Annotated in this window: 17 protein-coding genes and 1 pseudogene; 10 read left to right on the top strand and 8 right to left on the bottom strand. The window is 52.5% G+C overall.

Going from position 1 to position 25731, the window contains the following annotated elements; genetic code table 11:
- Positions 1–139 precede the first annotated feature (139 nt).
- The 6 genes from ACS18Q_RS15145 (at position 140) to sstT (ending at position 5517) form a co-directional block, all read left to right on the top strand.
- Entirely contained in the window at positions 140–1060 is a 921-nt protein-coding gene (locus ACS18Q_RS15145; RefSeq protein ID WP_004727329.1) for a DUF368 domain-containing protein, read from the top strand.
- Between the two features lie 191 nt (positions 1061–1251).
- Positions 1252–1680 (top strand): hypothetical protein, encoded by a 429-nt coding sequence (locus ACS18Q_RS15140; protein ID WP_441257920.1) that lies wholly within the window; start codon positions 1252–1254, stop codon positions 1678–1680.
- On the top strand, positions 1677–2273 hold the full coding sequence (locus ACS18Q_RS15135) for an SCO family protein (protein WP_143679787.1): 597 nt from the start codon (positions 1677–1679) through the stop codon (positions 2271–2273). Before ACS18Q_RS15140 ends, ACS18Q_RS15135 begins: the two co-directional genes overlap by 4 nt.
- Positions 2274–2277: 4 nt before the next feature.
- The gene (locus ACS18Q_RS15130; RefSeq protein ID WP_441257919.1) at positions 2278–2721 is read left to right on the top strand and encodes a copper chaperone PCu(A)C; all 444 of its coding nucleotides are present in this window, start codon (positions 2278–2280) and stop codon (positions 2719–2721) included.
- 300 nt (positions 2722–3021) lie between these two features.
- Positions 3022–4062, top strand: coding sequence for a ribosome small subunit-dependent GTPase A (gene rsgA, locus ACS18Q_RS15125; RefSeq protein WP_441257918.1), 1041 nt, complete (start codon positions 3022–3024; stop codon positions 4060–4062).
- A gap of 237 nt (positions 4063–4299) precedes the next feature.
- Positions 4300–5517, top strand: a complete 1218-nt coding sequence (gene sstT, locus ACS18Q_RS15120; RefSeq protein ID WP_004727334.1) for a serine/threonine transporter SstT — start codon at positions 4300–4302, stop codon at positions 5515–5517.
- 71 nt (positions 5518–5588) lie between these two features.
- Here sstT and ACS18Q_RS15115 read toward each other — a convergent pair whose 3' ends face one another.
- The 3 genes from ACS18Q_RS15115 to ACS18Q_RS15105 all read right to left on the bottom strand — a co-directional run bounded on the left by ACS18Q_RS15115 (position 5589) and on the right by ACS18Q_RS15105 (position 9153).
- Complete coding sequence (locus tag ACS18Q_RS15115) at positions 5589–6752, bottom strand: tetratricopeptide repeat protein (protein WP_286213720.1); 1164 nt, start codon at positions 6750–6752, stop codon at positions 5589–5591.
- 186 nt (positions 6753–6938) lie between these two features.
- Entirely contained in the window at positions 6939–7769 is an 831-nt protein-coding gene (locus tag ACS18Q_RS15110; protein WP_441257917.1) for a MalM family protein, read from the bottom strand.
- A gap of 76 nt (positions 7770–7845) precedes the next feature.
- Positions 7846–9153: a carbohydrate porin gene (locus ACS18Q_RS15105; protein WP_154179422.1), complete on the bottom strand. Its 1308-nt coding sequence runs from the start codon at positions 9151–9153 to the stop codon at positions 7846–7848.
- Positions 9154–9593: 440 nt separating this feature from the next.
- On the opposite strand from ACS18Q_RS15105, the gene glgX reads away from it, so the two are divergent.
- The 3 genes from glgX to ACS18Q_RS15090 all read left to right on the top strand — a co-directional run bounded on the left by glgX (position 9594) and on the right by ACS18Q_RS15090 (position 14576).
- The gene (gene glgX / locus ACS18Q_RS15100) at positions 9594–11588 is read left to right on the top strand and encodes a glycogen debranching protein GlgX (protein WP_038151754.1); all 1995 of its coding nucleotides are present in this window, start codon (positions 9594–9596) and stop codon (positions 11586–11588) included.
- Between the two features lie 338 nt (positions 11589–11926).
- Positions 11927–13774, top strand: a complete 1848-nt coding sequence (locus ACS18Q_RS15095) for an ABC transporter ATP-binding protein (RefSeq protein WP_441257916.1) — start codon at positions 11927–11929, stop codon at positions 13772–13774.
- Between the two features lie 97 nt (positions 13775–13871).
- Positions 13872–14576, top strand: coding sequence for a hypothetical protein (locus ACS18Q_RS15090; protein ID WP_014257899.1), 705 nt, complete (start codon positions 13872–13874; stop codon positions 14574–14576).
- Between the two features lie 65 nt (positions 14577–14641).
- On the opposite strand, the gene ACS18Q_RS15085 is transcribed toward ACS18Q_RS15090, so the two are convergent.
- Together ACS18Q_RS15085 and ACS18Q_RS15080 are read right to left on the bottom strand one after the other, a co-directional pair.
- Complete coding sequence (locus tag ACS18Q_RS15085) at positions 14642–15394, bottom strand: phosphatase PAP2 family protein (RefSeq protein ID WP_055465177.1); 753 nt, start codon at positions 15392–15394, stop codon at positions 14642–14644.
- Between the two features lie 173 nt (positions 15395–15567).
- Positions 15568–17445, bottom strand: a complete 1878-nt coding sequence (locus tag ACS18Q_RS15080) for a PhoX family protein (protein ID WP_441257915.1) — start codon at positions 17443–17445, stop codon at positions 15568–15570.
- A gap of 308 nt (positions 17446–17753) precedes the next feature.
- Here ACS18Q_RS15080 and fdhF point away from each other — a divergent pair.
- Positions 17754–21883: pseudogene (fdhF, locus tag ACS18Q_RS15075) on the top strand (formate dehydrogenase subunit alpha).
- Positions 21884–21966: 83 nt separating this feature from the next.
- Here the strand turns inward: fdhF and ACS18Q_RS15070 are convergent.
- The 3 genes from ACS18Q_RS15070 to ACS18Q_RS15060 form a co-directional block, all read right to left on the bottom strand.
- Positions 21967–22803 (bottom strand): arginase family protein, encoded by an 837-nt coding sequence (locus ACS18Q_RS15070; RefSeq protein WP_004727344.1) that lies wholly within the window; start codon positions 22801–22803, stop codon positions 21967–21969.
- Between the two features lie 6 nt (positions 22804–22809).
- On the bottom strand, positions 22810–23544 hold the full coding sequence (locus ACS18Q_RS15065) for an IclR family transcriptional regulator (protein ID WP_004727345.1): 735 nt from the start codon (positions 23542–23544) through the stop codon (positions 22810–22812).
- A 270-nt stretch (positions 23545–23814) separates the two neighbouring features.
- Positions 23815–25701 (bottom strand): methyl-accepting chemotaxis protein, encoded by a 1887-nt coding sequence (locus ACS18Q_RS15060; RefSeq protein ID WP_055464897.1) that lies wholly within the window; start codon positions 25699–25701, stop codon positions 23815–23817.
- Positions 25702–25731 lie beyond the last annotated feature (30 nt).

The raw sequence follows: 25731 nt of genomic DNA, 5'->3' as shown, positions 1-25731 counted from the left end.
CAATTCGGCGCATTCTGATACTCAACCGCATGCTGAGCAACCTTGTATTAAATTTTTGCCAATCCTCATTGTTCGATCGGATTCAGCAGCCATTTTTCGGTATAATCTCCGCTTCAGTTGGTCCCAATTAAGGTTTTCAATGAATTACTTGAGTACGTTTTTGAAAGGCATCGCGATGGGCGCCGCAGACGTCGTTCCGGGCGTGTCTGGCGGTACGATTGCTTTCATCACGGGTGTGTATGACACGCTGCTAGAAAGCATTCGTCGTATCAACCCAAGCCTGCTTCGCTTGTGGAAACAGGAAGGATTCGCCGCCGCGTTTCGTCACATCAATGGTGGTTTTCTGATTGCGCTGTTTGGCGGCATATTCACCAGCATTCTCACCCTCGCTAAGCTGATCTCGTGGCTACTGGTGACGCACCCGATTCCCATCTGGTCGTTTTTCTTTGGTTTGATTCTGGTGTCGGTGTACCACATCCTCAAACAGATTGAGCACAGGACATTATCTCGCTGGGCCTTTCTCATACTCGGAGTGGCTTTTGCCTACGCAATCACGGTGTTAAAACCGCTGAACATGGAATTTACCAGCCTGAACATTCTTATTGCGGGCGGCATTGCCATCTGCGCGATGATCCTGCCCGGCATTTCAGGCAGCTTCATTCTCCTGCTGATTGGCATGTACACGCCGGTCCTTGGCGCGGTGAAATCTTTACAAATCGATGTGCTGAGCCTGTTTCTGCTGGGCTGTGTGATCGGTTTGCTGAGTTTTTCTCATGTGCTGTCTTGGCTACTCAAGCACTACCGCGACGTGACGCTGGCATTCCTAACGGGCCTCATGCTGGGCACGCTGCCGAAGATCTGGCCGTGGAAAGAGACCATTAGCTGGCGCGTGAACTCACACGGCGAACAAGTACCGTTGGTTGAACATAACCTGAGCCCATTTAATTTTGAGGCCGTGACGTCACAACCGGCTCACCTCGGCATCGCCATTGTGTTGATGCTGTGCGCCATCCTGCTGGTGCTGGGGCTGGAACGATTTGCCAAAACGCACGACGTCTAATACGTATATCACTCAATCTCAGGTGGCTTCGGCCACCTTTTTTGTTTACATGACTGCCAGCACAGTTTTCTCGTTCGCTCACAACCGCTGATCATCCCTTGTGCTACCATGCCGCTTTCTTGATTCCGAGCCGATGATCGCTCGAAACCCTTTGCACGCAGCCCAATGCTGCGGCGTGATGAGGAAGATCTATGCGCAGAGCATTTCGTTTGATGGTGGTGATTGCCGCACTACTGGCCGGCTTTTTCGCCAACGATCTGATTGGTTATTTTCAGGCTGACCCGCCTCCCAAAGACCTAAGCCGCTATTGTGCGCTCTCAACGCAGCGCTGCGATCAAAACGGCGTGGGCATGACACTCGCTCACGATACCGCTCATCCATTGGTCGCAACACCGCTTGAAGTCGATTGGCCCAACGCCGCGCAAGACACCTTGCTGTTAACCCTAGAAGGGCTTGAAATGGACATGGGCCAAACCAAGTTTGTCTTGAAACGCCGTGATGATGGACGTTTCGGCGCTGAGTTGATGTTGCCGGTTTGCACCACCGCCCACATGACTTGGGTTGGCACGCTGACCGATGGACACACCACAGTTTATCCCGCGATAAGGATGCAACGATGAGTAAAAACTGGTCCCTGATTCTGGTAGTCGCGTTCGTACTTGGCTTTGGCTTCAAAAGCTACCTTGACGCGCAACCTGAGCCGACGAACCTCGCCGATTCACCCACGGTCACCCTGTTCGGCCAAGACAACCAAGCCGTGAATATCTTTGACGCCAACGACCCACGCATTCGCATTGTCTATTTTGGCTTTACCCGTTGCCCGGATGTGTGCCCAACGTCTCTGGCCATGCTGGCTGGCGCGCTCAATGAACTGGACGCCGACACGCAAAGCCAAGTGCGCCCGATGTTTGTGTCACTCGATCCGGAACGGGACAACGCACAAGCGTCAGCGACCTACGCGCACTATTTCCACCCCATGATTGAAGGTTTGTCAGCGCCCTTAGACGTGACCACCGCACTGGCTCACCGCTACGGCGTGATTTTCCGCAAAACCGAATTACCGAACTCTGAGTTGAAATACACCTTGGACCACAGCTCCTATTTTTACTTCCTTCAACCAGACGGCACGCTCATCACCAAAGTACCACATACCCAAAACCCAGCTCCGATCGTGGATGCAATTAAAAAAACAATAAATACATCAAAAGGATAGTGACATGAAATTGAAAGCTGTTGTGTTGGCCAGTCTGTTTCTCAGCCCGCTGAGTTACGCCCAATCCGACGTCATGGTGCATCACCCGTATGCACGCGCCACACCGCCCAATGCGCCCACCAGCGCAGTCTTTGCTGAACTCTCCAACACTGGCGACCACGCGCGCTACATTGTGGCAGCCTCAACGTCAGCAGCCGGAAAAGTGGAATTGCACGATGTGCTCAAAGACGGAGACGTCATGAAAATGCGTCAAGTGGAAGCCTTCACCCTGCCTGCGCACGGTTCACTGACGCTACAACCGGGCAGTTTTCACATCATGCTGTTCGACCTGAAACAACCGTTCCACGAAGGCGAAGCCATTGAGGTTCAACTGACATTTAAAAACGGGGAGCAACAGTCGTTTACTGCGCCAGTGAAAAAAGTCATGAACGGTATGCAACATCACTGATGTTTGGCACAACCTTATCAACCTGTGGCGAAAGTCGCAGCCTGATCAAAAAGAGATGGGATTCCCCATCTCTTTTGCTATGATGTCTGCGCATTCAGCCCACTCAATATTTGGAGGATTTTAATGATTGTAATCACTCACCACCGCGCAAGTTCAGTGAAGAAAGCGTAACCCAATAGCTCACCTTTCCTTCCCTAGAATTGCCCGGTGTTCTTAACCGGGGTCACACAATACCATTTCGACCCTAGCGATATTTCATGCGTTCAAGGCAGCGTTTTTGCGTCTGTCTGGGGTAACCAAATGAGTTTAATCAATACACATACTCTCTCACTGCCACAGTTAGGGTGGCGACCTGTATTCCAACAACAACTGAGCTTGGAAGAGATCGAGCATACTGTTTTCGCCCGCATCGCCGCGCACCATCGCAGCGGTTATGTTTGCTGGAGCGAGCACGGAGAATTTCGTCTCGACATTCACGCGAAACTTCCCGCGATGACGGTCGGCGATTGGATTTTGATCGATAGCAACCAGCAGTTTGTGCGCTTGTTAGACCGCCAATCGCTGTTTCGGCGCAAAGCGGCCGGCAGCCGCGCCTATGAGCAGTTGATAGCGGCCAACGTCGATACGTTGTTTATCGTCTCCTCGCTCAATCAGGACTTTAATCTCAGCCGCATCGAGCGTTATCTGGCGTTGGCACGAGAAGCTCAAGTTGAGCCAGTCATCGTGCTGACGAAAGCAGATTTATGCACCGATGGCGAAGCGAAGCGCCGCGACGTACAAGCGCTCAGCCCGCTGCTCAATGTCGAAACCATCAACGCACTCGACCACGACAGTTGCCAGGTGCTGCATGCATGGTGCAAAACCGGCAGTACGGTCGCCGTCATGGGCTCATCCGGCGTCGGGAAGTCGACGTTGGTCAACACCTTGATGGGCGAAACCATCCAGAGCACCGGTGGCATACGCGAACAAGACAGCAAAGGACGTCACACCACCACTGCACGCTTCTTGTTACCGATGCCAGGGGGCGCACTGTTGCTCGATACACCGGGCATGCGTGAGCTGCAAATTGCTGATTGTGAACACGGTGTTGCAGAAACCTTTGCCGATGTCGCATCACTTGCGCAGCAATGCCGCTTCGGTGATTGCCAACACCAGTCTGAACCGGGATGCGCCGTTCAGCGCGCGCTCGAAACCGGAGAATTGGATGCGAGACGATTGAGAAATTATCAGAAATTACTCGCAGAACAGCTCTATAACAGCGAGACCATTGCCGAGCGGCACGCAAGACATCGCCGCTTCAGCAAAATGGTTCGTCATGCACAGATAATCAAGCAGTCATAAAAACTGCTTATTAACCCAATAGAGGGTGAATATTCGCCCTCTATTTTCAAACCCATTCGCTACATATTTTTAACATCAACTCTAAAATGCGTTGCATTTCAACATATCTGGTAATTTTTTGTTCTAACTATCAATTAATCCTAGACACATTATCCCGTCACGTTAATATTGGCCTTATTCAGTGATATCCACTGAAATAACTACAAATCGAATCATATATTCATTACAGGGATAACTATGCAAAGCAACAATATTTTTGCCCGTTTTGCTCGTGGTAACCTCGTGCTGCAGATCCTAGCCGGTATCATTCTTGGTGCTGTGCTGGCGGTTGCCGCGCCGGATACTGCGCAAAGTGCTGGGCTACTCGGAAGCCTTTTCGTGGGTGCACTGAAAGCAGTCGCACCGATTCTGGTCTTTATTCTGGTGGCGGCGTCTATCGCCAACCAAAAGAAAAACCAACACACTTACATGCGTCCTATCGTCGTACTCTACCTTTTTGGCACCTTTACCGCTGCGCTGACTGCCGTGGTACTGAGCTTCCTGTTCCCGACGACCCTGACGTTAGTTGCTGGTGCTGAAGGCGCAACGCCGCCTCAAGGCATCGCAGAAGTTCTGCAAACCCTGCTGTTCAAACTGGTTGATAACCCAGTGAACGCGCTGATGTCTGCCAACTACATCGGTATTCTGGCGTGGGCGGTCGGCCTAGGTTTGGCACTGCACCATGCATCTGCGACCACCAAAGCCGTGTTCGAAGATCTGAGCCACGGCGTTTCACAAATCGTGCGTTTCATCATTCGTTTGGCGCCATTTGGTATCTTCGGCTTGGTTGCATCAACCTTTGCAACCACCGGTTTTGATGCACTGGCTGGCTACGCACAACTGCTTGCGGTCCTACTGGGCGCGATGGCGATCATTGCACTGGTCGTGAACCCAATCATTGTTTATGTCAAAACACGCACCAACCCATACCCACTGGTTTTCCAATGCCTACGTGAAAGTGGCGTCACGGCATTCTTCACCCGTTCAAGTGCGGCGAACATTCCTGTGAACATGGCGCTGTGTGAAAAACTGAAGCTGGATGAAGACACGTATTCCGTATCCATCCCTCTGGGTGCAACCATCAACATGGCGGGCGCAGCAATCACCATCACCGTACTGACGCTGGCGGCGGTTCACACCATGGGCATTCAAATCGACCTGCTGACTGCACTGCTCCTGAGCGTGGTCGCGGCAGTCTCTGCGTGTGGCGCATCGGGCGTTGCGGGTGGCTCCCTCCTGCTGATTCCACTGGCGTGTGGCCTGTTTGGTATTTCAAACGACGTGGCGATGCAAGTCGTGGCAGTTGGCTTTATTATCGGTGTGATTCAGGACTCAGCAGAAACCGCGCTGAACAGCTCAACCGACGTAGTGTTTACGGCAGCCGTTTGCCAATCACAACACAAACCTTCCGCTTAAGCCTCTTAGGCGATCAAAAAAGCCCCGACATGTCGGGGCTTTTTTTGTCTCTGGTGGTTCGTATCAGGCCATCAGTGTTTATCCATCGAGGTCTGCGAGAAGTTTAACGGCGCGGGTTTCTCTTCCGTTGGCTGAGCGGCTGGATCTGCCATCATGCCGCCATCCAACTCATCGAAAATGCCATCACTGGCGCTATCAGCAATCTCATCATCTTGCATCGATTCCCCTTTTTTCGGCACCGGCACGCCCCGTTTGTAGAGCTTGTTCAGCGCGCGAATAATCGCGTGTTTACTGACCGTCCCCGAACGAATTTTTTGTTGCAGAGGTTTCGCCAGCGATTGCAGCCCGACCACTGAATCCACGCCGATGCGCCCGCCCACTTGGTCACGCAGCACTTTCGCGGGCTCGTAACCAAAGTAAGCCGAAAGAAATAGCCAGATGTAGGCAATCGCATTGCCATTGGCCCCGCGATCAATCCACGCTTCACCGGCGCAGTACATCGCTTCTGCATACCCTTTCTCACTGGCGCGTTCGAGCCAGTACACCCCTTTGAGGAAATCTGCAGCGACGCCCACACCTTTGATGTAGTTGATGCCCAGTTTCATCATGCCTTCCAAGCTGTTGAGTTTTGCAGCTTTGGAATACCAATAGGTCGAATCGCCCGGCGCTGGCGCGATGTTGTCTTTGGAGACACACCAGTCGCCCATAAACATCATGGCATCGATGTATTTGTCTTCTGCCGCATCTTGAATCATGGCAATGCCTTTCGACACATCCACTTCAATCCCCCGGCCATACACCAACGCACGACCCGTTTCATACTTCGCCGCCAGATCCCCTTCCTGACCCTGAATGCAGTTCTGCCAGAATTTGGCTTTTTCCTTGAGGATCACATCATCACGAATCCGTTGGCAAATGCGCACAATCCCGTACATGCCGGTAATGTTGTCGTTATGTGCTGCTTTTTCGTACCAGAATAGCGCTTCTCGAAGGTTGGTCCGCTCGGCCTCTTTGGCCAGGTAAAGCATCGTCGGCACATGACCGGACTCCGCCTTGTACAGACGCTCTTTACGTTCTTGATCGCGCTGGCGTTCCAGTGCTTTGCGATAGGCTTCTTCGCGGGCTTTCTTTTCCGCTTCGAGTCTCTTCTTGCGAACAGACAGCGAAATCATCCACACAAATATCAGAATCAGTGACAACCCTGTTGCCCCGATCGCAATCCCAATAGTATTCATCAAATAAGGTTCTTAACTCAGTCTTTGTGACTGTATCGGCTGAAATAGCAAAAACTTAATTCTCACCAGACGTTACAGTTTGTCTCCAGATAAAAACAATAGTACCGCACTCCTGACGAAGTGCGGTACTTACAAAATCGTTCGCAACAAGAATTGTGCTACACGGCGCGTTTCAATCAGACAGGCTTATTGCGCCGATTTACGGTTCACCGCTTTGACAAAGACTTCTTGTGCCCCTTCAATCCCCAGCGCTTTGGCTTCATCCAACAAGCTCAGTGCTTTCGGAATATCGTTGGCGGCCACCGCTTTTTCGATGGTTGAGAAGTAATAGGCTTTGGTGTCTGGTTGGATCGTCACAGGTTGCACCGGCACGTTGCTCTTTAGATGCGCTGACGCAAAGCCACCAACCATGGTTTTAGTCTCTACCTTGAGCTCAAGTTGACCACTGGATGAGGTTGCATAAGTCGGGTCAGTGACGATAGGCAGTGGATCACCCGATTGCTCGGCGCGTAGCTTCGCTGGATGAGGAACGGTGACTTTTTCACCCAATGCATTGGTCTCGCTATAAATCACGAGATAAGGCGTTTGTTTTGCATTCACGCTGAGCTCGATTTCAAATCGGTTGCGGGAAAGCGCATCAGAAAAAAGGGTTTTAAATTGATCCGAGGAGATCGTGCGCACAACGTTAAAGCTGGTATCTAGCAACTGAACGGCAGGTTTCAGTACGCGTCCCTCTTGCATCACACTACGAATACGAACGTCAACATTGCCGGAGCGATCAGCAAACTGAAACGCAGCAAAGTAGCTTTTGCCCGTATCAAACTGCCATACTGGTGAACTGGCATCTAAACCAAAGTTCAAATCTTCGTTGAGTTCTAATGCCGCCCAAGGCGCGCCACTCAGGGACTCACAACAAACATCCGTCTGATTTACATCTACGTAACTATTAGGTTCGTTCGATGATGTACAGCCCATCAAACCAGCAACACTCAGAGCGAGTACCCACATTTTCTTCATTGATCGAATCCTATATCAAAACAAAAGGCAGTCTGGTGACTGCCTTCAAATAGTAACAGTAAATTAGGCTAACAACTTAGAACCAAATCTCGGCTTCAACACCAAAGCGAGTTTCGTCGCCTTTTGCATCGTTGCTCCAACCGTAGTTATCTTCACTTGATTTCATGTAAGTAACGTAAGGTTTGATTTGTGGACGACCAAAGTAATCCGCGTTCACAGTGAATACTGGTGCAATCGTCGCGGTGTAGAAACTGGTGTCTGCTTTTTCACGACCCCAATCCGAACCGTTACCCAAGCTTTCTACTGCGTAAGTCAGCGTGGTTTCTAGACGGAAGTTCTCGTTGAATTTGTACGATGGTGTCGCACCAAAGAAGAAACGATCTACGCCATCCTCAGAACCCCAAACTTGGTCTTTCGTGTCGTTGTACAGTTTCCAGTACACCAACTCGGTACCAATTTGTAGGTTATCGGTCACGTTCAGAACACCGTAAGAGGTCAAGAAAATAGACTCATCGTCTTTATCCCAACCGCCGTTCCATTGACCAAAGTTGACACCTTTAGTTGACGCAATACCTGAACCGTAAGTCAGTGCTGTGGTTGTCCAACCATCCAGACCGTAGTAGTCACGAGAATAAGTTACAGCCAGACCGTAGCCATCTTTCGCCGTGTTATCTTCGTCTACGTTTTTACGCGACATGATTTTCGCGTCAAAGTCAAAGCGGCCGCTCAGCGCTTCCACACCGTAGTAGTACAGGTCAACCGAGGTCAATGTAGTACTGCTGCCATTGGCATCAACATTGCCCAGTTTTGAGTTGTAGCTATCACCAGCATCTGCAGAGACAACAGCAATACCCATATCTTTGTACTGAATACCGCCACCAACACCAGAAGATTGTTTCCAGAATTCTTTAGTAATGATACCAGCTTGACGGTTTAGGTAACGTTTACCAGCCCAAATGCTCAAGCCTTCTGGGAAGTAAGAAAGATCGCCCAGTTCAACGTAAGCTTCTTTAAACTCAAGTTGACCTGATTCACCAAAACCTTCACTACCTGAAGATGAAGTATAGAAACCACGGCCGCTACCTTCGTTGTTGCCGTATTCAGTCTTCAGAACGTATTTAGACCAAGCGCCATTGTCGTAGTTATCACCACGAGTGACCGTAAATTCAACTTGGTTTGGGTTACCAGAAAATGAAGCACCAGCCGCACGGTAATCGCGACGATGTTCATACGATTCATTTAGGGCTAAAGATTGACCTGCGTTATACAGTAAATGGCCGTATCCATTAATTTGCCAACCTTGATTTACTTTGTCTTCAGCAAAGCTGGAGCCAGCAGCCAAAGACGCAACCACTGCGGCAGCAATTACACTTACTTTTCTCATTATAAACTCCATTTAGGGTGTATTAATCTCGCCCTCTCTCTCTGTTTCATCCTAAAAGGCAGAAATAAGATACTGTCAAAAAGAGAGGTAAGATGGGACGAATCCCCAGTTGTTTCAACACTGTTAAGACTACTGAAATTGGGCAATGCTGACTTCCTCCACCCCTAAAATATTGGGGGGGGATGAGAAAGGCGTAGATATTTTACCGTATGGTGTTTTTAAAGCCTCGATCACGGATTCGAGGGGGAGGCGCTTGTTCACTTCCGAGCATATGGAATACAAAATGCATAATTGATCACTATTTCAACGCAATAACGTCATAAAAATGAAAGAAAATTACATGAAAAATTTTGTGACAGGGCTCTTGACCTAAGTCGGGCAAAGCCTTTTACTTAAAACGGTGGTTACTGCTGACTCAATAACAAAAACGACTGCTTACGATGAAAACAACCTGCTCTCGCCCGTACCCTTTAGGTGCAACACTTGATCCAAATGGATGCAATTTTGCTGTGTATGCACCAGCAAATAAGGACCTGCTTTTGGCGCTGTTTCATGCCGATGGCAGTTATGAAACTCACCCGCTCGACGGGGAATATGCCGGTATTCAGCACACCTACATTGAAGGCGTGAAAGCTGGGCAAAAATACGGATTTATCATTCATCACCAAGATGAACTGCTGTACCTGTCCGATCCGTATGCGAAAGCATTGGATCAAAGCCTGACTTATGACGTTCCGTTTGATGCGGCCAGCAGTTTTGACCTCGCCAAATGCGTGGTGATCGACCCTGAATTTGATTGGCAAGACACGCCAAAACCCCTGCGTCCACGGGAAGAGATGGTGCTGTTTGAAACCCACGTAAAAGGTGTCACGAAGAAAAACCCGGATGTCGACGACGCACTGCAAGGCACTTACCTTGGCTTAGTGAGCGAATCGATGTTGGCGTTTTATCGTGAGCAGCACATCAACACGCTGCAATTGCTGCCAATCGCGGCCTGTATGCACGAACCGCATCTGCTGGAAATGGGCAAGGTGAACTATTGGGGTTACAACCCGTATGTGTTCATGGCCCCCGATCCACGTTATGCGCAACACGATGCGGTCACGGAACTCAAAACCACCATTCGTGAGCTGCACAAACAGGGCATCGAAGTGATTCTGGATGTGGTCTACAACCACACCGCCGAAGGCGGGGAAGATGGGCCAATTTTCAACCTGAAAGCGCTCGATCCACACTATTACCTGCAACATGGGTCCCATTTCGCCAATTTTACCGGCTGTGGGAACACGCTCGATTTGTCTTACCAAGCGTCGTTAAACTTGGTGATGGACACCTTGCGTTACTGGGTGAGTGAATATCACATCGATGGTTTCCGTTTTGATTTGGCGGCAACATTGGGCCGAATCGGTGACGATTTCAGCCAAGACGCGGCGTTCTTTAAAGCCGTGGCACAAGACCCGGTGCTGCGTCAGGTGAAGCTGATTGCCGAACCTTGGGACATTGGCCCGAACGGGTATCAAGTGGGCAACTTCCCGTTTGGTTGGAACGAAACCAACGACAAATTGCGCGACATCACACGCAGCTTCTGGCGCGGTGATCAAGGCTATTTAAAAGAGTTTGCCACACGCTTAATGGGCTCACGCGATCTCTACAGCGCAGCGAACTGGCCGTACAAACTGACGGTCAACTACATCACCTACCACGACGGTTTCACGCTGCAAGATTTGGTGTCGTACAAGCACAAACACAACGAAGCCAATGGTGAGCAAAATCGTGACGGTCACGGTGACAACCGCTCCGACAACTACGGTGTGGAAGGGGAAACCGACAACATGGTGGTGCGCACCATTCGCGAACGCCAAAAGCGCAACTTCATGGCCAGTTTGTTGTTTGCGTTCGGTATTCCGCACATTCTCACCGCCGATGTGCTCTCACACACGCAGCAAGGCAATAACAACGCCTACTGTCAGGACAACGACATCAGTTGGCTGGATTGGAGCACATCAGAGCGTAAATCCGACTTCAAAACCTGGCTGGCAGAGATGGTCGCGGCGCGTCAAACGTACATGGTGCCGTTTATTCGCGCCTTCAGTGGCGAAGAGCGGAACTTCAACCGCATTTTCTGGCGCCGTGTCGACGGCAGTTTGATGGAGCATGACGATTGGAACCGCTTGTGTTCCGTGGCGCTGCACATTGGGATTGGTGAAGATGGCCAAGAGCTGTTGTATCTCATCAACCAAACCAACGCGCCCGCGCGTTTTACCTTGCCCAATGATCGAGCGCAGGATTGGCACGTGATCTGTGATACCAACATGCGCAACATGCAACCAGATCATGCCGAAGGCGAAGTGCTGCAATTGCCGGTCTCGATGACCATTTTGCATTATCAGCCGAAGAAAAAATGCCGCGCCCGCCCGGCCAAAGGAACCGCGTAATCAGACAAAACACCGCATCCGCGGTGTTTTTTTATGCCGTCGTGGCCGCACGGTTTACCGCGTTGTCATCGAATCTCAATTCCAATGCGCATATTTTCATCAGTTCAGGTTATACTAGCCACAGTTCGCGAAACAATCAGTTGCATATTTAAGTAGCCGCATTGCTTTCGCCATTTACCCGTTCACCTCACATCAACCCCAACAACGCGCGTTCGTGCCCGGGCTCATCGCCCCCTGCGGTGGCTTTCGGTCAAGACAACCGCCTTGGCGCAGCAAAGCCATGGCACGAATCAACACCATCACACGTACAAAGAACGGGACACCATAAAGGATGCTGCATGTATAAGAAGTTTGAAAGCTTTACCAAGGCTTTCCCCCAAGATGAACCCCAGCGCCCACCCAACACGCTGTGGGCATTCTGCCGTCACTACACCAAAGGGTACGAGAAGCCGCTGTTGATCATGGCGCTGCTCAGCACCACCATTGCCATCATCGAAGTGTCGTTGTTTGGTTTTATGGGCCAACTGGTCGACTGGCTCTCCACCAGCAACCCGGACACGTTTCTCGAAGAGAACCGGAACACGTTGATTGGGCTGTCATTGCTACTGTTGGTGGGGATGCCGGTGCTGGTGTCGATCTACTCGTTACTGATCCACCAAACCATGCTTGGCAACTATCCGATGTCGATTCGCTGGTTGGCACACCGCTACCTGCTGCGACAAAGTTTGTCGTTCTATCAGGATGAATTTGCCGGACGCATCGCCACCAAAGTGATGCAAACTGCGCTGTCTGTACGCGAAACGGTGATGAAAACCCTGGATGTCTTCGTTTATGTCGCGGTCTATTTCACCGCCATGGTGGTGATGCTGGCGCAAGCGGATTGGCGTCTAATGATGCCCATGCTGCTGTGGCTCGCGGCCTATATTGCGATTCAAGTACGCTTTGTGCCGAAGCTCAAACAAGTGTCGGCAGAACAAGCCGATGCGCGCTCGTTAATGACGGGCCGCATTGTCGACAGTTACACCAATATTGCGACCGTGAAACTGTTCTCGCACAGTCGCCGAGAAACCGACTACGCCGAAGAAGGCATGGAGAGCTTTCTCGAGACCGTGTACCGCCAAATGCGCTTGGTGACCGGGTTTAACATCTGGGTCGAAGTGGCGAACTACCTCTTGGTATTCACCATTGCGGCGATGTCGATTTATTTGTGGATGACCAGCGCGATCACCATTGGTGCGATTGCGATTGCCATCAGTTTAGCGCTACGCATCAACGGCATGTCGAAATGGATCATGTGGGAAGTCGGCGGCCTGTTTGAAAACATGGGCACCGTGGTCGATGGCATGAACATGCTCTCCAAGCCGATCACCATTCAAGACCAACCCAACGCCAAAGCGCTGCAAGTGACCACTGGCGCGATTGAATTTGAGGACGTCAGTTTCCACTACGGTGAAAACAAAGGGGTCATCAACCACCTGAATTTGACCATCCACCCCGGCGAAAAAGTGGGGCTGGTTGGCCGTTCCGGTGCGGGTAAATCGACGCTGGTCAATCTGCTGCTGCGTTTTCATGACGTGGAAAGCGGCACCATCCGCATTGATGGCCAAGACATCTCACAGGTGACTCAAGATTCACTGCGCAGTGAAATCGGCATGGTGACACAAGATACTTCGCTGCTGCACCGCTCAATTCGCGACAACATTTTGTACAGCAACCCCAATGCGTCGGAAGACGACGTGTTGCGCGCGACCAAGCAAGCACACGCGCACGAGTTTATCGAAACGCTGACCGACCCTTACGGCAACGTCGGGTACGATGCGCAAGTGGGCGAACGCGGCGTGAAACTGTCTGGCGGCCAACGCCAACGCATCGCGATTTCGCGCGTGCTGCTCAAAGATGCGCCGCTGCTGGTGCTGGATGAAGCAACCTCAGCGCTCGACTCTGAAGTCGAAGCGGCAATTCAAGAGAGCCTGAATGAGCTGATGCAGGGCAAAACCGTGATTGCAATTGCGCACCGTTTGTCGACCATCGCCGCCATGGATCGTTTGATCGTGCTCGACAAAGGCCAAATCGTCGAGCAAGGCACGCACCAACAGCTGATCGACCAAAATGGCATCTACGCCCATTTGTGGGCGCATCAGACCGGTGGGTTTATCGGCTGCGACGACGACATCAACGTCGCTTAAGCAAAATGCCGGAGCCTCGCTCCGGCTCTTTTCCCTGCGCGCAATTTCTCTTAAAATTCCGCTCACTTCTCTTTTAATCAACCTCAACGTTTTTGCTATGAACAAAAGTCTTATCACCAATGTGGTTGCCTTGGCTCTGCTCGGCGCCGGTTATTCACTAGACAACACCTTTGCGTTTTACGCGGGTCTGTTTGCCTTCTCGGGCGCGATCACCAACTGGCTCGCGATCCACATGCTGTTTGAGAAAGTCCCGGGGCTGTATGGCTCGGGCGTTATCCCTGCGCGTTTTGAAGCGTTCAAAGCCGCCATCAAAACCCTGATGATGGAGCAGTTTTTCACTGAATCGAATATCGATCGTTTCCTAAACCAAGAGATGGTGGGCGACAAAACACTCAACTTGGAGCCAGTGATTGCCAAAGTGGATTTCAACCCCACATTTGATTCTTTGGTTGAGGTGATCAGCAACTCATCGTTTGGCGGCATGCTGGCCATGTTTGGTGGCAGCGAAGCCCTGCAACCGCTCAAGCAACCCTTTGTCGAGAAGATGCAAGAAGCCATGGTTGAGATGAGCCAGAGCGATAGCGTCAAATCCGCGCTGAAAGCGCAGTTAGAATCACCCGCGATGATGGGTGAGATTCAGGCCAATATCGAAAACATCATCGATCAACGCCTGAGTGAACTGACGCCCAAATTGGTCAAAGAGATGGTGCAGAAGATGATCAAAGAGCATCTGGGCTGGCTGGTGGTGTGGGGCGGCGTCTTCGGCGGCCTGATTGGCATCGCGTCGGCGTTCATTGCTTAATCCGTCCTGACGGAGTCTGTTCTCGCTTTTTCCGCATAAAAAATGGGCCTCAACGGCCCATTTTTTCATCTGGCTTGTGGCAACACTCGCCCGAGCAGTTTTTCCGCCAACGGATAGCGCCTTGGCACCACAAAATAGAGCACGCCCACCAGAATCGCCGCCCCCAGCAAATCAGCCGGACGATGCATCCCCAGCCACAATCGTGAGAAACCGATACTGGCGCTCCACATCAGCAACACCACCGCACTCGCGCGACGCTGCTGTTCTAACAAAATACCGCCAAAAAACGCCAAGCAGAGCGTGGCAAACACGGTATGACCCGATGGGAACGAATAGTCCGTTTCCTTCTTCCAGCTCTCGATGCGGGCTGGAGACACCTGATCGGCCATCTCATCCATCACCGCGAGCTGTTGCGACCTGTCCAGCTTGTAGAAATGTTCCGGTGACGGCAAAATCAATGCCTGCGTCATCGCTTCCGTATACGGTCGCGGACTCTCCGTCATTTTCTTCAGGCCACTTTTCATTCCCACCGCCAGCACCAGCAGAATGCCCAGTTGTATTGCCTTATTGAGCCACTCGGCTTTCGTGGCGCGCACGCGCCAACCCGTCCAGAGCATCAAGAGGATCAGCGTGAGCAAAAACCCTTCCGGGCCTGCCGAATGCGTCAACATCACCACTGCGCGCACGAGCGTTTCATTGGTGGGTTGCAGAAAATCCAGATTCATACACGCGGCCGAAATCGGCGCCAGAATCAATACAAACAGCAATAACAGTGTTAAACCGGATTTCCGATCGTCTAATCGTTGTTTCAAAAACATGTCCATTCACCTCGCCACAGAGCCGGCAAGTGTAATGCAGGGGGCAAGGGCATGTATCAACCATCTGTCAAATTCAATGCAAATTCCGGTTACGACATGTGCCAAATAAAAAACATCCCAGAAAGTGGCTTGAACTTTCCGGGATGAATCAATGCAGACGGTGTCGTTTGCGATTAAGCGCCGATCACGCCGCCATCATCGCGCGTGATCATCATCACCGTGGAGCGCGGTTTGGTGCTGCCGCCGTCAGGGAAGTGCGACGGTGCGCCCTCTTCGCCCGGGTGCTGCACGCCCACAAACATGGTCTTGTGATCCGGCGAGAATGCTAGGCCAGTGATTTCACACGCCACAGGACCCGTCAAAAAGCGCTGCACTTCACCGGTGATCGGGTCGCCACACAGCATCTGGTTGTTGCCCTGGCCGGCGAAATCGCCTTTGTTGGAGTAATTGCCATCGGTCAGAATCCATAAACGCCCTGCGTCATCAAACCCTAAACCATCCGGGCTGTTGAACATGTTGTTGGCATTGATGTTGTCGCTGCCCGCGTACAGGTCGCCATGATGCACTGTAGGGTTACCGGCAATCAGGTACAAATCCCACGCAAACATCTCCGCGGTGTGGTCGCCATGTACTGGCATCCAACGCAGAATTTGGCCGTAGTTGTTCTTGGCACGCGGGTTAGGACCACCCACCGGCTGGCCATCTTTCACGCCACGGTATTTGTTGTTGGTTAAGGTGCAGAATACGTGTTGGTTGTCAGGGTGTACTGCAACCCATTCCGGACGGTCCATGGTGGTCGCGCCCACTTGCGTGGCTGCACGGCGGGCAAAAATCAGCACTTCCGCTTGGTTTTTGAACCCATTTTCCGGCGTCAGGCCATTCTTGCCAAACGTCAGTTCAATCCAGCGCCCTTGGCCTTTCAGCTCTTTGTCCTGCATGTCGAATTTCGCAACCGACAGCGTGCCCTCATCAAGTAGCTTGCGGTTTGCCGCATCGTTGCCTTTCTGGTAACGGTTTTTCGACACAAAACGGTACAGGTGCTCACCGCGCTCGTCATCCCCCAAATACACAACCGCAAAGCCGTCGCTGTTGAGCGTGAAGGCTGCGTTTTCATGTTTGAAACGGCCTAACGCGGTGCGTTTCATCGGCGTTGAATCCGGGTTGTGCGGGTCGATTTCAACGATCCAACCAAAGCGGTTCGGCTCATTCGGGTTCTTGGTGACATCAAAACGCTCATCGTGTTGATGCCAATGGTAATCACTCGGTTTGGCGGCGATGCCATAGCGTTTCTGGTCAGCGTTCACCGCGCCCTCTTCATTGGCACCAAAGAAGTCATCGAAGTTCTCTTCACACGTCAGATACGTGCCCCAAGGCGTCTGACCGTTTGAACAGTTGTTGAATGTGCCCAGCGCCAGTGTGCCTTTTGGATCGGCCTTCGTTTTCAGCCATTCGCTGCCTGCCGCAGGACCCGTGATTGCCATCGGCGTATTGGCAGTAATACGGCGGTTACGCTGACCTTCACGGTCAATCATCCACTTGCCGTTCTTGCGTACAATTTCTACCACCGTCACACCGACCGCCGCCTGCGCTTTGCGTACGTCGTCCGCAGTCATCGCCGCGCCTTTGTGGTCGAACAGATATTCGTAGTTGGTGTATTCGTTGTTGATCGCCAGTACTGCGCGATCGTCACTGATAGGGAAGAAGCTCATGCCGTCGGTGTTGTCACCAAACTGACGCGCTTGTGCACGTGAATCTTGTTTACCGCTTTGGTCAAATGCAGGTGCATCAGCGAAAATCGGGTCACCCCATGACATCAAAGGAGTGGCTTTATAGCCTTTAGGGACCACCACCATGTCTGCCGTGGACGCAGGAACCGGTTCAAAGTTCAGCAAAGAGGATTGCGGTTTTGCAGCAACGGCTTTCGCAACAGGGTTTAAAGTCAGAAATGCGCCCGCACTCACCGCCGCGCTGCCCGCGAGGAAACGGCGGCGTGATAAACGCGCTTCAATCATTTCGCTAAACTGTGAATCTTTCTCATCACGGTTCCACATGAGCTTGCTCCTTTACTTTCGTCATAATTATTGTGTGTTGCATCAATGCAAATTGATGATGGTTCAGGAGCTTAGCGTTGTTAAATGACTGATCGGTGAAGATTGTGTTGCTGAACGATGACAATTGCGTCTCGGATTTGGGAGCTGAGTCGTGGGCAGGCCCCACCCCATTCACTATACTTCGATAATAACCACAATTTTTATGCAGATATTGCGAAGGTAAACACACGCAGCGGTATGCTTCAACCTTGCCATTCGCATGACAAAGGCCAGTCGAGTTGCACCGAGTCGGTGCCAGAGAGGTATCTATGCAAGTGGTCGTGAATGGCATCGCCTACCCCTATCACCGTGGGCAAACTCTGTTTCAATTCCTGCAGTCGATCGACATCGACATTCCTCATTTGTGTGCCACCAGCCATCAAGCCGAAAAACAGCACTGCGATTTGTGCGTGGTTGACGTTGAGCAGCTCGGTGTCGTGCGCGCCTGTGAGCACCCAGTACAGCCGAATCAGGTGATCGAGACCCACAACGACACGCTCTATCAGCGGCGCCAAACGGCGCTGAAACGGCTGCTCTCCGACCACAACGCCGATTGCGAAGCGCCGTGCCAAATCGCCTGTCCGGCGCACGTGGACATTCAATCTTACCTGCATCACATCGCCGAGGGCGATTATCACATAGCGGTCGACGTGATCAAACGCCACCTGCCGCTGCCCGCCTCGATTGGCCGTGTGTGCCCGGCGTTTTGTGAAACTGAATGTCGCCGCACCTTAGTCGACGAGCCTATCGCCATTCGTCAGCTCAAACGCCATGCGGCAGATATGGACAGCCAAAGTCAGCCTTTTCAACCCAGCGTGCCGCTCGGCAATGGCAAACAGGTTGCGATCGTCGGGGCGGGCCGGGCGGGTTAGCGTGTGGTTACTATCTGCGCCTTGCCGGTTTTGCCGTCACGATTTATGAAGCCATGCCCAAACCCGGCGGTTGGCTGCAATATGGCATTCCGGAATACCGCCTGCCCAAACAGATTTTGGATCAGGAAATCGACCTACTTTGTCAGACGGGCATTCAGATTCGATGTCATCAGAAAGTCGGCCGCGATTTCACTCTTGAGCAGCTTCAGCAAACAAATGACGCGGTGTGTGTCGCCATCGGTGCGAGTTTAGCAGTTAGCGCTCACTATCTGGGCAGTGAACTTACCGGTTGCTATCTAGGCGTCGATTACCTCAAAGATGCCGCAACCGAGCGCACACTCATCACGGGGAAACAGGTCGCGGTGATCGGCGGCGGCAATACCGCCATTGACTGCGCGCGCACGGCGCTGCGTTTGGGCGCGCAAGTCACGCTGATTTATCGCCGCACCGTCGATGAAATGCCAGCAGAAGAATACGAAATTGAAGCCGCGGCGCACGAAGGCGTGCAGTTCTGCTTTCTAACTCGTCCGGTCGAAAACTTAGCCGACGCACACGGCCGAGTGCGTGCCATTAAACTCGAAACCATGGCGCAGGGTGAACCGGACGCCTCCGGCCGTCGCCAGCCCGTGCCAACGGGGGAATATCACCAACAAGCATTTGATACGGTGATTTCTGCGCTATCGCAAACGCCGGATTTGAGCCTGTTTGGGGCGAAATGGGACCACGTGCCGCTGACGCGCAAACACACCGCCGACGTTGACGGCGACACACTGCACCACTTTGACAACGTCTACGCGATCGGTGATTTTCGCCGCGGCCCTGCCACCGCCATTGAAGCCATCGCAGACGGCAAACGTGCGGCCGAAGCCATCACGGAGCGGCTGATTTTGGGCACGCCTGCCCATGCTTCAGCCCCCTTCACCAGCCGTAAAGCCGAAAGCCTCAGCCGGGTTAAACGCAGTGAATACCGCTTAGAAGCCAAACGGCGCCGCATTGATTTTCCTCATCTGCCCCCTTTGCATCGACGCAAAAACTTCTCGGAAGTGGAGCTTGACCCCGGCGATTTAGCCGTGCGCATGGAAGCGGCGCGCTGCTTAGAGTGTGGCTGCCAAGCCAACACCCAGTGCGATTTACGGACCTACGCCTCTGCGTATCAGGTCGATGCTGCCCACATCGATTGCGGCGAAAAACAACGCTTTGCCGTGGATAAGAGCAGCGAGTTCATCGTGTTTGATGCCAATCGCTGCATCAGTTGTGGCGCATGCGTCCAGACATGTCAGGAAGAGACCGTGCACGGCGCGCTGCATTTTTCGCACTCACAAAACCGGCCGATGTTTCACGATGGCACCTTGATGGGCGATTCCAACTGCGTGCAATGCGGAGCATGTGTGCAGGTGTGTCCGACGGGCGCGCTGGTCGATAAACGCGACAAATCCCACGCGCGAGTTGAAGTGCTCAAACCGGTGACCACGGTCTGCACCTACTGCGGCGTGGGCTGCAATGTGGTGATGTATGTCGACGAGCAAGCGAACCGCGTGCGTTACGTGAAAGGCGACACGCGCTCTCCCGTCAACCAAGGTATGTTGTGCGTGAAAGGCCGCTTTGGGTTTGACTTCATTCACAGTCCGCAGCGCCTCACTCAGCCGTTAATCCGGCGGCACGGTGAATTGCAACCCGCCAGTTGGGACGAAGCCATTGCTCTGGTCGCCAAGCGCTTTCGTCATATTCAACAAACGCATGGCAGCGATGCGCTGGGCGGCTTCTCGTCCGCCAAAACCACCAATCAGGACAACTACCTGTTCCAAAAATTGATGCGCCGCGAATTGGGCACCAACAACGTGGATCACTGCGCGCGGCTGTGTCACGCCTCCACCGTCACGGGGCTGGAAGCCTCCCTTGGCAGCGGCGCCATGACCAACGACATCGCCAGCATTGCGCATTCGGATGTCATTTTGATCATCGGCTCTGACACCACCACCGCACACCCGATCATCGCCTCGCACCTCAAGCAAGCCATTCGCAAAGGCGCACGATTGATTGTGGCCGACCCGAAACGCATCGAGATGGCCGATCACGCCACGATATACGTCGCGCAGCGCCCGGGCACCGACGTGATGCTGCTCAACGGCATCATGCAGCAAATCATCACGCATGCTTGGTACGATGACGCCTATATTCGCCAACGGGTGGATGGCTTTGAGGAGCTGCTCATGGAAGTCATGTCGGATCGTTACCTGCCCGAGAAAGTCGAACTGGTCACCGGCGTCCAAGCCGCCGATGTGATTCAAATCGCCGAGATGATTGGCACCGCGCGCGTCACGGCGGTGTATTACGCCATGGGCATCACTCAGCACACCACCGGACACGACAACGTACGCTCCATTGCCAACCTGCAACTGCTGTGTGGCAACATCGGCGTGGAGGGCGGCGGTATCAACCCGCTGCGTGGCCAATCCAATGTGCAAGGAGCGTGTGATATGGGGGCGCTGCCCGGCGACTACCCCGGCTACCAAAAAGTCACGAACCCGTTGGTGCAAGCCAAATTTGCGCAAGCTTGGCAGTGCGATCACCTGCCCACCACGCCCGGGTTAACCCTGACCGAGATGATTGATGCCGCAGCCACCCAGCAGCTGCGCGGTTTGTATGTGATGGGTGAAAACCCGGTGCTGAGCGATCCGCATCAAGCGCACGTCATCGACGCGCTCAACACGCTCGATTTTCTGGTGGTACAAGACATCTTTTTGTCGGAAACCGCACAGTTAGCCGACGTGGTGTTGCCGTCTTGCTCGTTTGCTGAAAAACAGGGCCACTTCACCAACACGGAACGGCGCGTGCAGGCACTCTCACCCGCGATTAAGCCGCCAGGCACAGCACGTGAAGATTGGCGCATCATCACCGAGATTGCCAATGCGCTCGGCGGCAACTGGCATTATCAACATGTTGAGCAGATCCAACAGGAGATCTGCTCAGTCACGCCGCAATACGCGGGGATGGATTGGCAGCGCCTTGGTCATGAAAGCCTGCAATGGCCTTGTAACGAGCAAGCGCCGAATGGCACGCGGATTCTGCATCAAACCAGCTTTAAACGTGGCCGGGGCGAGATGGTCGCAGTGCCGTTTGAATACGCCGCAGAATTGCCCGATGACGCGTACCCGCTCATCCTCACCACCGGCCGGCTGCTGGAACAATTTCACACCGGCACCATGACACGCAAAACCAAAGGGCTGGATCAGCGCGCCGGACCGCGCATCATGATCAGCGTGCAAGATGCAGAGCGGCTCGGGATTCACAACAGCGAACGCGTTCGTTTGTGCTCTCGACGTGGTGAGATTGAGGCGCCAGCGTTTGTGACCAAACGCATGCAAGCGGGCGTGGTGTTTGTGCCGTTCCACTTTGCCGAGTCCCCCGCCAACCGCTTAACCTCCGAAGCGCGTGACCCGACGGCCAAAATTCCGGAGTTCAAAGTCTCCGCGGTGCGACTGGAAAAAATCGTTCCGGTGACGCATCTCGTGCCGTATGAGGCGTAACCAAACGCCGCCGCTGAGTCAGCGGTGAACGGCGCGCAAGAAAAAAGCCACCTCAATGGGTGGCATCTTGATGCACTCAACACTTAGTAAGCGTGAGCGACTTCGGCAGACAGGCTACACAACTCGTCGACAATTTCTTTGGTCTGTTTGGAGTAGATCAGTTTGTCTTTGGCGCCGACAAGCTGAATCATTTTCACTTTGCCAGACATCACCGCTTGGCGAATGGCGCGCAGAACCAATTGGTTATCGAGAATCTTGTGTTCATCCAGGCCATTGCCCGGCACTAATGAGGCTAGATCCACAGAGAGTACCAGTTGATCGCAGTGTTCAATGTAATGGCTCAATTGGCTTTTGAGCTGATTACGATTTCGGAAACTGCACTCTTCCTCGGTCAACCAGTCACACCCTAAATCTTCCGCGTATTCCCAAGTTTGGCTCGGCACTCGCTCTGCATCGATCCCTAAGCAGAACAAACGCGCATTAGAAAAACGCGACAAGGCGAAATGGTAAACGGAACCCACTTGTGGATCTAAGGTTTGTTTCAGCTCAAAGTCATGACCCACGTGAATGATGCCAATTTCTTCATTATCCAGTGCCAGCACTGGCAATGCGTTGAGCAGCAGCTCGTGGCAGTTCGCCAGCACGACGGGGACAGAGCTGAGCGCCAAATGACGGCTCAAAACATGCTGATAGCGTGCATCGGATGCATCGTTCAGTACCAGATGGCCCGCATCAGCGTAATTCGGATTGGACTGTTGTTGATACAACCAGTCAGAGGCAAATTCTAGGCTTTGTTGAGCAAATTCAAACTCTACGCGTGACATGGGTTTCACACGCTCACACACGGTCATAAAGGTAAACGCGGAGATGTGAGGAACCGCAGTGCGGCTCAAACGGTAGCGTTTGAATAAACTTAACATGATGAATTACCTTTCTGGTGGCAACGCTCGCGCGGCCTGCAACACATGTAAAATGATACGCTGCTTGTGAGTTTCGACGCGATGGGCTGGGGCCATCACCGAAATTGCACCGATCAACTTACTCCCTTTCATCACCGGAGCACTGATCCCCGACACTCCGGGGTCAATTTCGGAGGTGCTCACGGCATATCCATGTCGACGTATTTTTTCCAAATCGGTTTGCCATTTGTCCATTCGATGCTCTTCACCGAAATAGCGCAGAATTTTTTCGCAACGCTGCGCGGGCATATACGCCAACATAACTTTAGATGAGGCGCCACGAAGCAGGGGTTGACTTTGACCCTGGACGAAGCTGCATCGAAGCGCCTGCATGCTCTCTTTTTGGCTCACACACAAAGCCCGGTATCCGACCGGCACCATGTACGCTGCCATTTCGCCAGTCTGTTTCTGCAATCGACTCAACACGGCGTCGACGGCATCTAGATTGTGCTGGCTGGTTTCATAACTGCGCATCAGAAGAAGGGCCGCTGAACCGATGATCAACGTTTTGTCATGCGGGCTTTCTTCTATCAGGTTCCACTCTTTCAGCAGTTTCAGATGTCGGTACAAACTGCTGAGGGGCACCTGCAATTGTTCACTTAATGTTTTGGCCGAGACCGGCTCATCATTCACCGCGACCTGCATCAGCAGTTGCAGTGATTTTTCGTTAACTTGATTCGCAGATTGTTTTGTTTCGCTCATGACTGCTTTTTAGCCTTTATCGTGTTTCAGCTCAAACCTTAATTCTTATATATCGAGAATTTAATTTGAATTAAAGGATTGCATTCTCACCAAGTGAGAAAACGATGAAAATTAACAAATTTAAACATAATTTGATGAGCGAAAAATCGCTGCAGAGTTGCGCAGAATACGGTGAATTTCCACCCAGCTTTTGGCGGAATTTACGACAAAAAAAGCGACGCCGAAGCGTCGCTTTTTGCGGTTATTGGCAGTTTTTGCGGTGACTGGCAGTTAGGCGAGTTTAAACGTCGCCACTTTTGCGCTTAACTCCGCCGCTTGCTGCTTGAGCACATTAGACTGATTCAAACTGTCGTCTGCACCCTCGACCAATTGCTCGGTCACATCCTTAATCGCCGTGATGTTTTGCGTGATTTCGCTGGTCACGTGGGTTTGCTCTTCAGCAGCCGTCGCGATTTGCGTCGCCATATCACTGATCAGTGCCACCGCCGCGTTAATTTCTTCCAGCGCATGGGTCGCTTTATCGGCATCATCCACCGAGTTGGCGGCCAGCGTTGAACTGCTCGACATGAGGCCCACCGCCTGTTGGGTGGTTTGTTGCAGCGTCTCGATGGTTGATTTGATCTCTTCCGTTGACGTGTGCGTGCGTTGGGATAACACGCGCACTTCATCCGCCACCACCGCAAATCCGCGGCCCTGTTCACCGGCACGAGCTGCTTCAATCGCCGCGTTCAGTGCCAATAGGTTGGTCTGTTCCGCAATGCTCTGAATCGTGGCCAGCACGGTCGAAATCTCTTGGGCATGTTGATTGAGCACCGAAATAACGTCACTGGCCTGACTGACTTCATGGGCCAAGTTGTTAATAGAGGCTTTGGTGTTCAAGACCAGCGTGCGACCATTGGTGGTACTGGTCGACGAGTCTTGCGCTGCGTGGGCGGTTTGCTCTGCGTGCGAGGCGATTTCCTGCGTGGCCGAGGCCATTTCAGTGACCGCCGTGGCCACCATGGTGATCTCTTGCTGCTGCATACCCAGCTCTGATGCCGATTGATTGGCACGCTGCGAGCCATGCTCGGCTTGCTGCGTCAATTGTTCTGACTGATGGCGAATGTGACCGATCAACTGCTGTAGGCTGGCAACGAAGGTGTTGAAGCTATCGGCCAATTTGCCGACTTCATCGTTGTTTTCCACCACGATGCGTTGCGTTAAATCGCCGCTACCGTTGGCAATCTGTTCCAGTGCATGCGAGACGTTTTTCAACGGACGGAACAACACGTTACACAACACATTGAACAAAATGGTGCACAGCACGACCACCAGCGCCGTCACCAATAATTGGCCCCACAGCGCATCGAACAGCGGTGAAATCAATGATTGATAGTTAATGACAACCACGGTGCTCAGCGTCGTGCCGTCAATGGCGCGCGCAACCAACACATATTGGTCGCCATTGATTTCGACTCGGCTGTCGTTGCCCGACCGTTCGGCCTGTTTAATGGCGGAGAAATCGATCCCCAACTCAGCAACACTCTTGTTCAGCAGTTTGGTGTTCGCGTGCGTAAAGATATTGCCTTGCGCGTTGACGATAAACATGTCGCCAGTGCCCGGCAACACCACCTGTTTCATGTTATTGAGAATGTCGGTAATTTCCACATCGGCGCCCAGCACCAATTGTTGACCATACAAATCCACGGCTTTACCAAGCGACACCACATTGGCCCCCGTTGCCGCCGCAACGGTTGGGTTATCCATGAACACGTTGGCCGGATTGGCTTTGGCATTGATGTACCATCCCCACTTGCGTGGGTCGTTGTTGTCTGGCGGCAGCACCACGCCGTTGGCGTTTTGTTGTGAACCATCTGGATAGGCGAGGAACACGTTGTCGAAGGCCGCGGCGTGCTTCACCTGTTTCAGGTGCGTCACAATAGCCTCTTGTTTGGCGTCTGAGGTCAGCGATGTCAACGCGCGCTGTTTCGACACCAGCCAGTCCGACACGTATTGATTGTATGACGCGGTGACGCCTTGCAGACGCTGTTCAACCTCAAGATCCAACCGACTCAACGACGCATTGAATGACAGTGCTTCGACCAGCACGCCCCCGATCACAATGGCAGCGCTGGCAGAAATGGCCAGCTTATTTTTTAACGATAGATTTTTGAACATACCCTGTCCTGATTGTCATTATTATTTGCT

The sequence above is a fragment of the Vibrio sp. Vf1514 genome (assembly GCF_052076135.1).
Taxonomy (GTDB): Bacteria; Pseudomonadota; Gammaproteobacteria; order Enterobacterales; family Vibrionaceae; genus Vibrio; species Vibrio furnissii.
The sequence above is the reverse complement of the archived record's forward strand: the minus strand, read 5'-3'. Positions and strand labels throughout refer to the sequence as shown.

Excerpts from the sequence above, each read along its gene's own strand:
- rsgA (WP_441257918.1), top strand. The coding sequence starts at position 3,022 with ATGAGTTTAATCAATACACATACTCTCTCACTGCCACAGTTAGGGTGG.
- ACS18Q_RS15095 (WP_441257916.1), top strand. The coding sequence starts at position 11,927 with ATGTATAAGAAGTTTGAAAGCTTTACCAAGGCTTTCCCCCAAGATGAA.
- ACS18Q_RS15105 (WP_154179422.1), bottom strand. The coding sequence starts at position 9,153 with ATGAGAAAAGTAAGTGTAATTGCTGCCGCAGTGGTTGCGTCTTTGGCT.
- sstT (WP_004727334.1), top strand. The coding sequence starts at position 4,300 with ATGCAAAGCAACAATATTTTTGCCCGTTTTGCTCGTGGTAACCTCGTG.
- ACS18Q_RS15140 (WP_441257920.1), top strand. The coding sequence starts at position 1,252 with ATGCGCAGAGCATTTCGTTTGATGGTGGTGATTGCCGCACTACTGGCC.
- ACS18Q_RS15115 (WP_286213720.1), bottom strand. The coding sequence starts at position 6,752 with ATGAATACTATTGGGATTGCGATCGGGGCAACAGGGTTGTCACTGATT.
- ACS18Q_RS15130 (WP_441257919.1), top strand. The coding sequence starts at position 2,278 with ATGAAATTGAAAGCTGTTGTGTTGGCCAGTCTGTTTCTCAGCCCGCTG.
- ACS18Q_RS15060 (WP_055464897.1), bottom strand. The coding sequence starts at position 25,701 with ATGTTCAAAAATCTATCGTTAAAAAATAAGCTGGCCATTTCTGCCAGC.
- ACS18Q_RS15070 (WP_004727344.1), bottom strand. The coding sequence starts at position 22,803 with ATGTTAAGTTTATTCAAACGCTACCGTTTGAGCCGCACTGCGGTTCCT.
- ACS18Q_RS15110 (WP_441257917.1), bottom strand. The coding sequence starts at position 7,769 with ATGAAGAAAATGTGGGTACTCGCTCTGAGTGTTGCTGGTTTGATGGGC.
- glgX (WP_038151754.1), top strand. The coding sequence starts at position 9,594 with ATGAAAACAACCTGCTCTCGCCCGTACCCTTTAGGTGCAACACTTGAT.
- ACS18Q_RS15085 (WP_055465177.1), bottom strand. The coding sequence starts at position 15,394 with ATGTTTTTGAAACAACGATTAGACGATCGGAAATCCGGTTTAACACTG.
- ACS18Q_RS15080 (WP_441257915.1), bottom strand. The coding sequence starts at position 17,445 with ATGTGGAACCGTGATGAGAAAGATTCACAGTTTAGCGAAATGATTGAA.
- ACS18Q_RS15065 (WP_004727345.1), bottom strand. The coding sequence starts at position 23,544 with ATGAGCGAAACAAAACAATCTGCGAATCAAGTTAACGAAAAATCACTG.
- ACS18Q_RS15090 (WP_014257899.1), top strand. The coding sequence starts at position 13,872 with ATGAACAAAAGTCTTATCACCAATGTGGTTGCCTTGGCTCTGCTCGGC.
- ACS18Q_RS15145 (WP_004727329.1), top strand. The coding sequence starts at position 140 with ATGAATTACTTGAGTACGTTTTTGAAAGGCATCGCGATGGGCGCCGCA.
- ACS18Q_RS15135 (WP_143679787.1), top strand. The coding sequence starts at position 1,677 with ATGAGTAAAAACTGGTCCCTGATTCTGGTAGTCGCGTTCGTACTTGGC.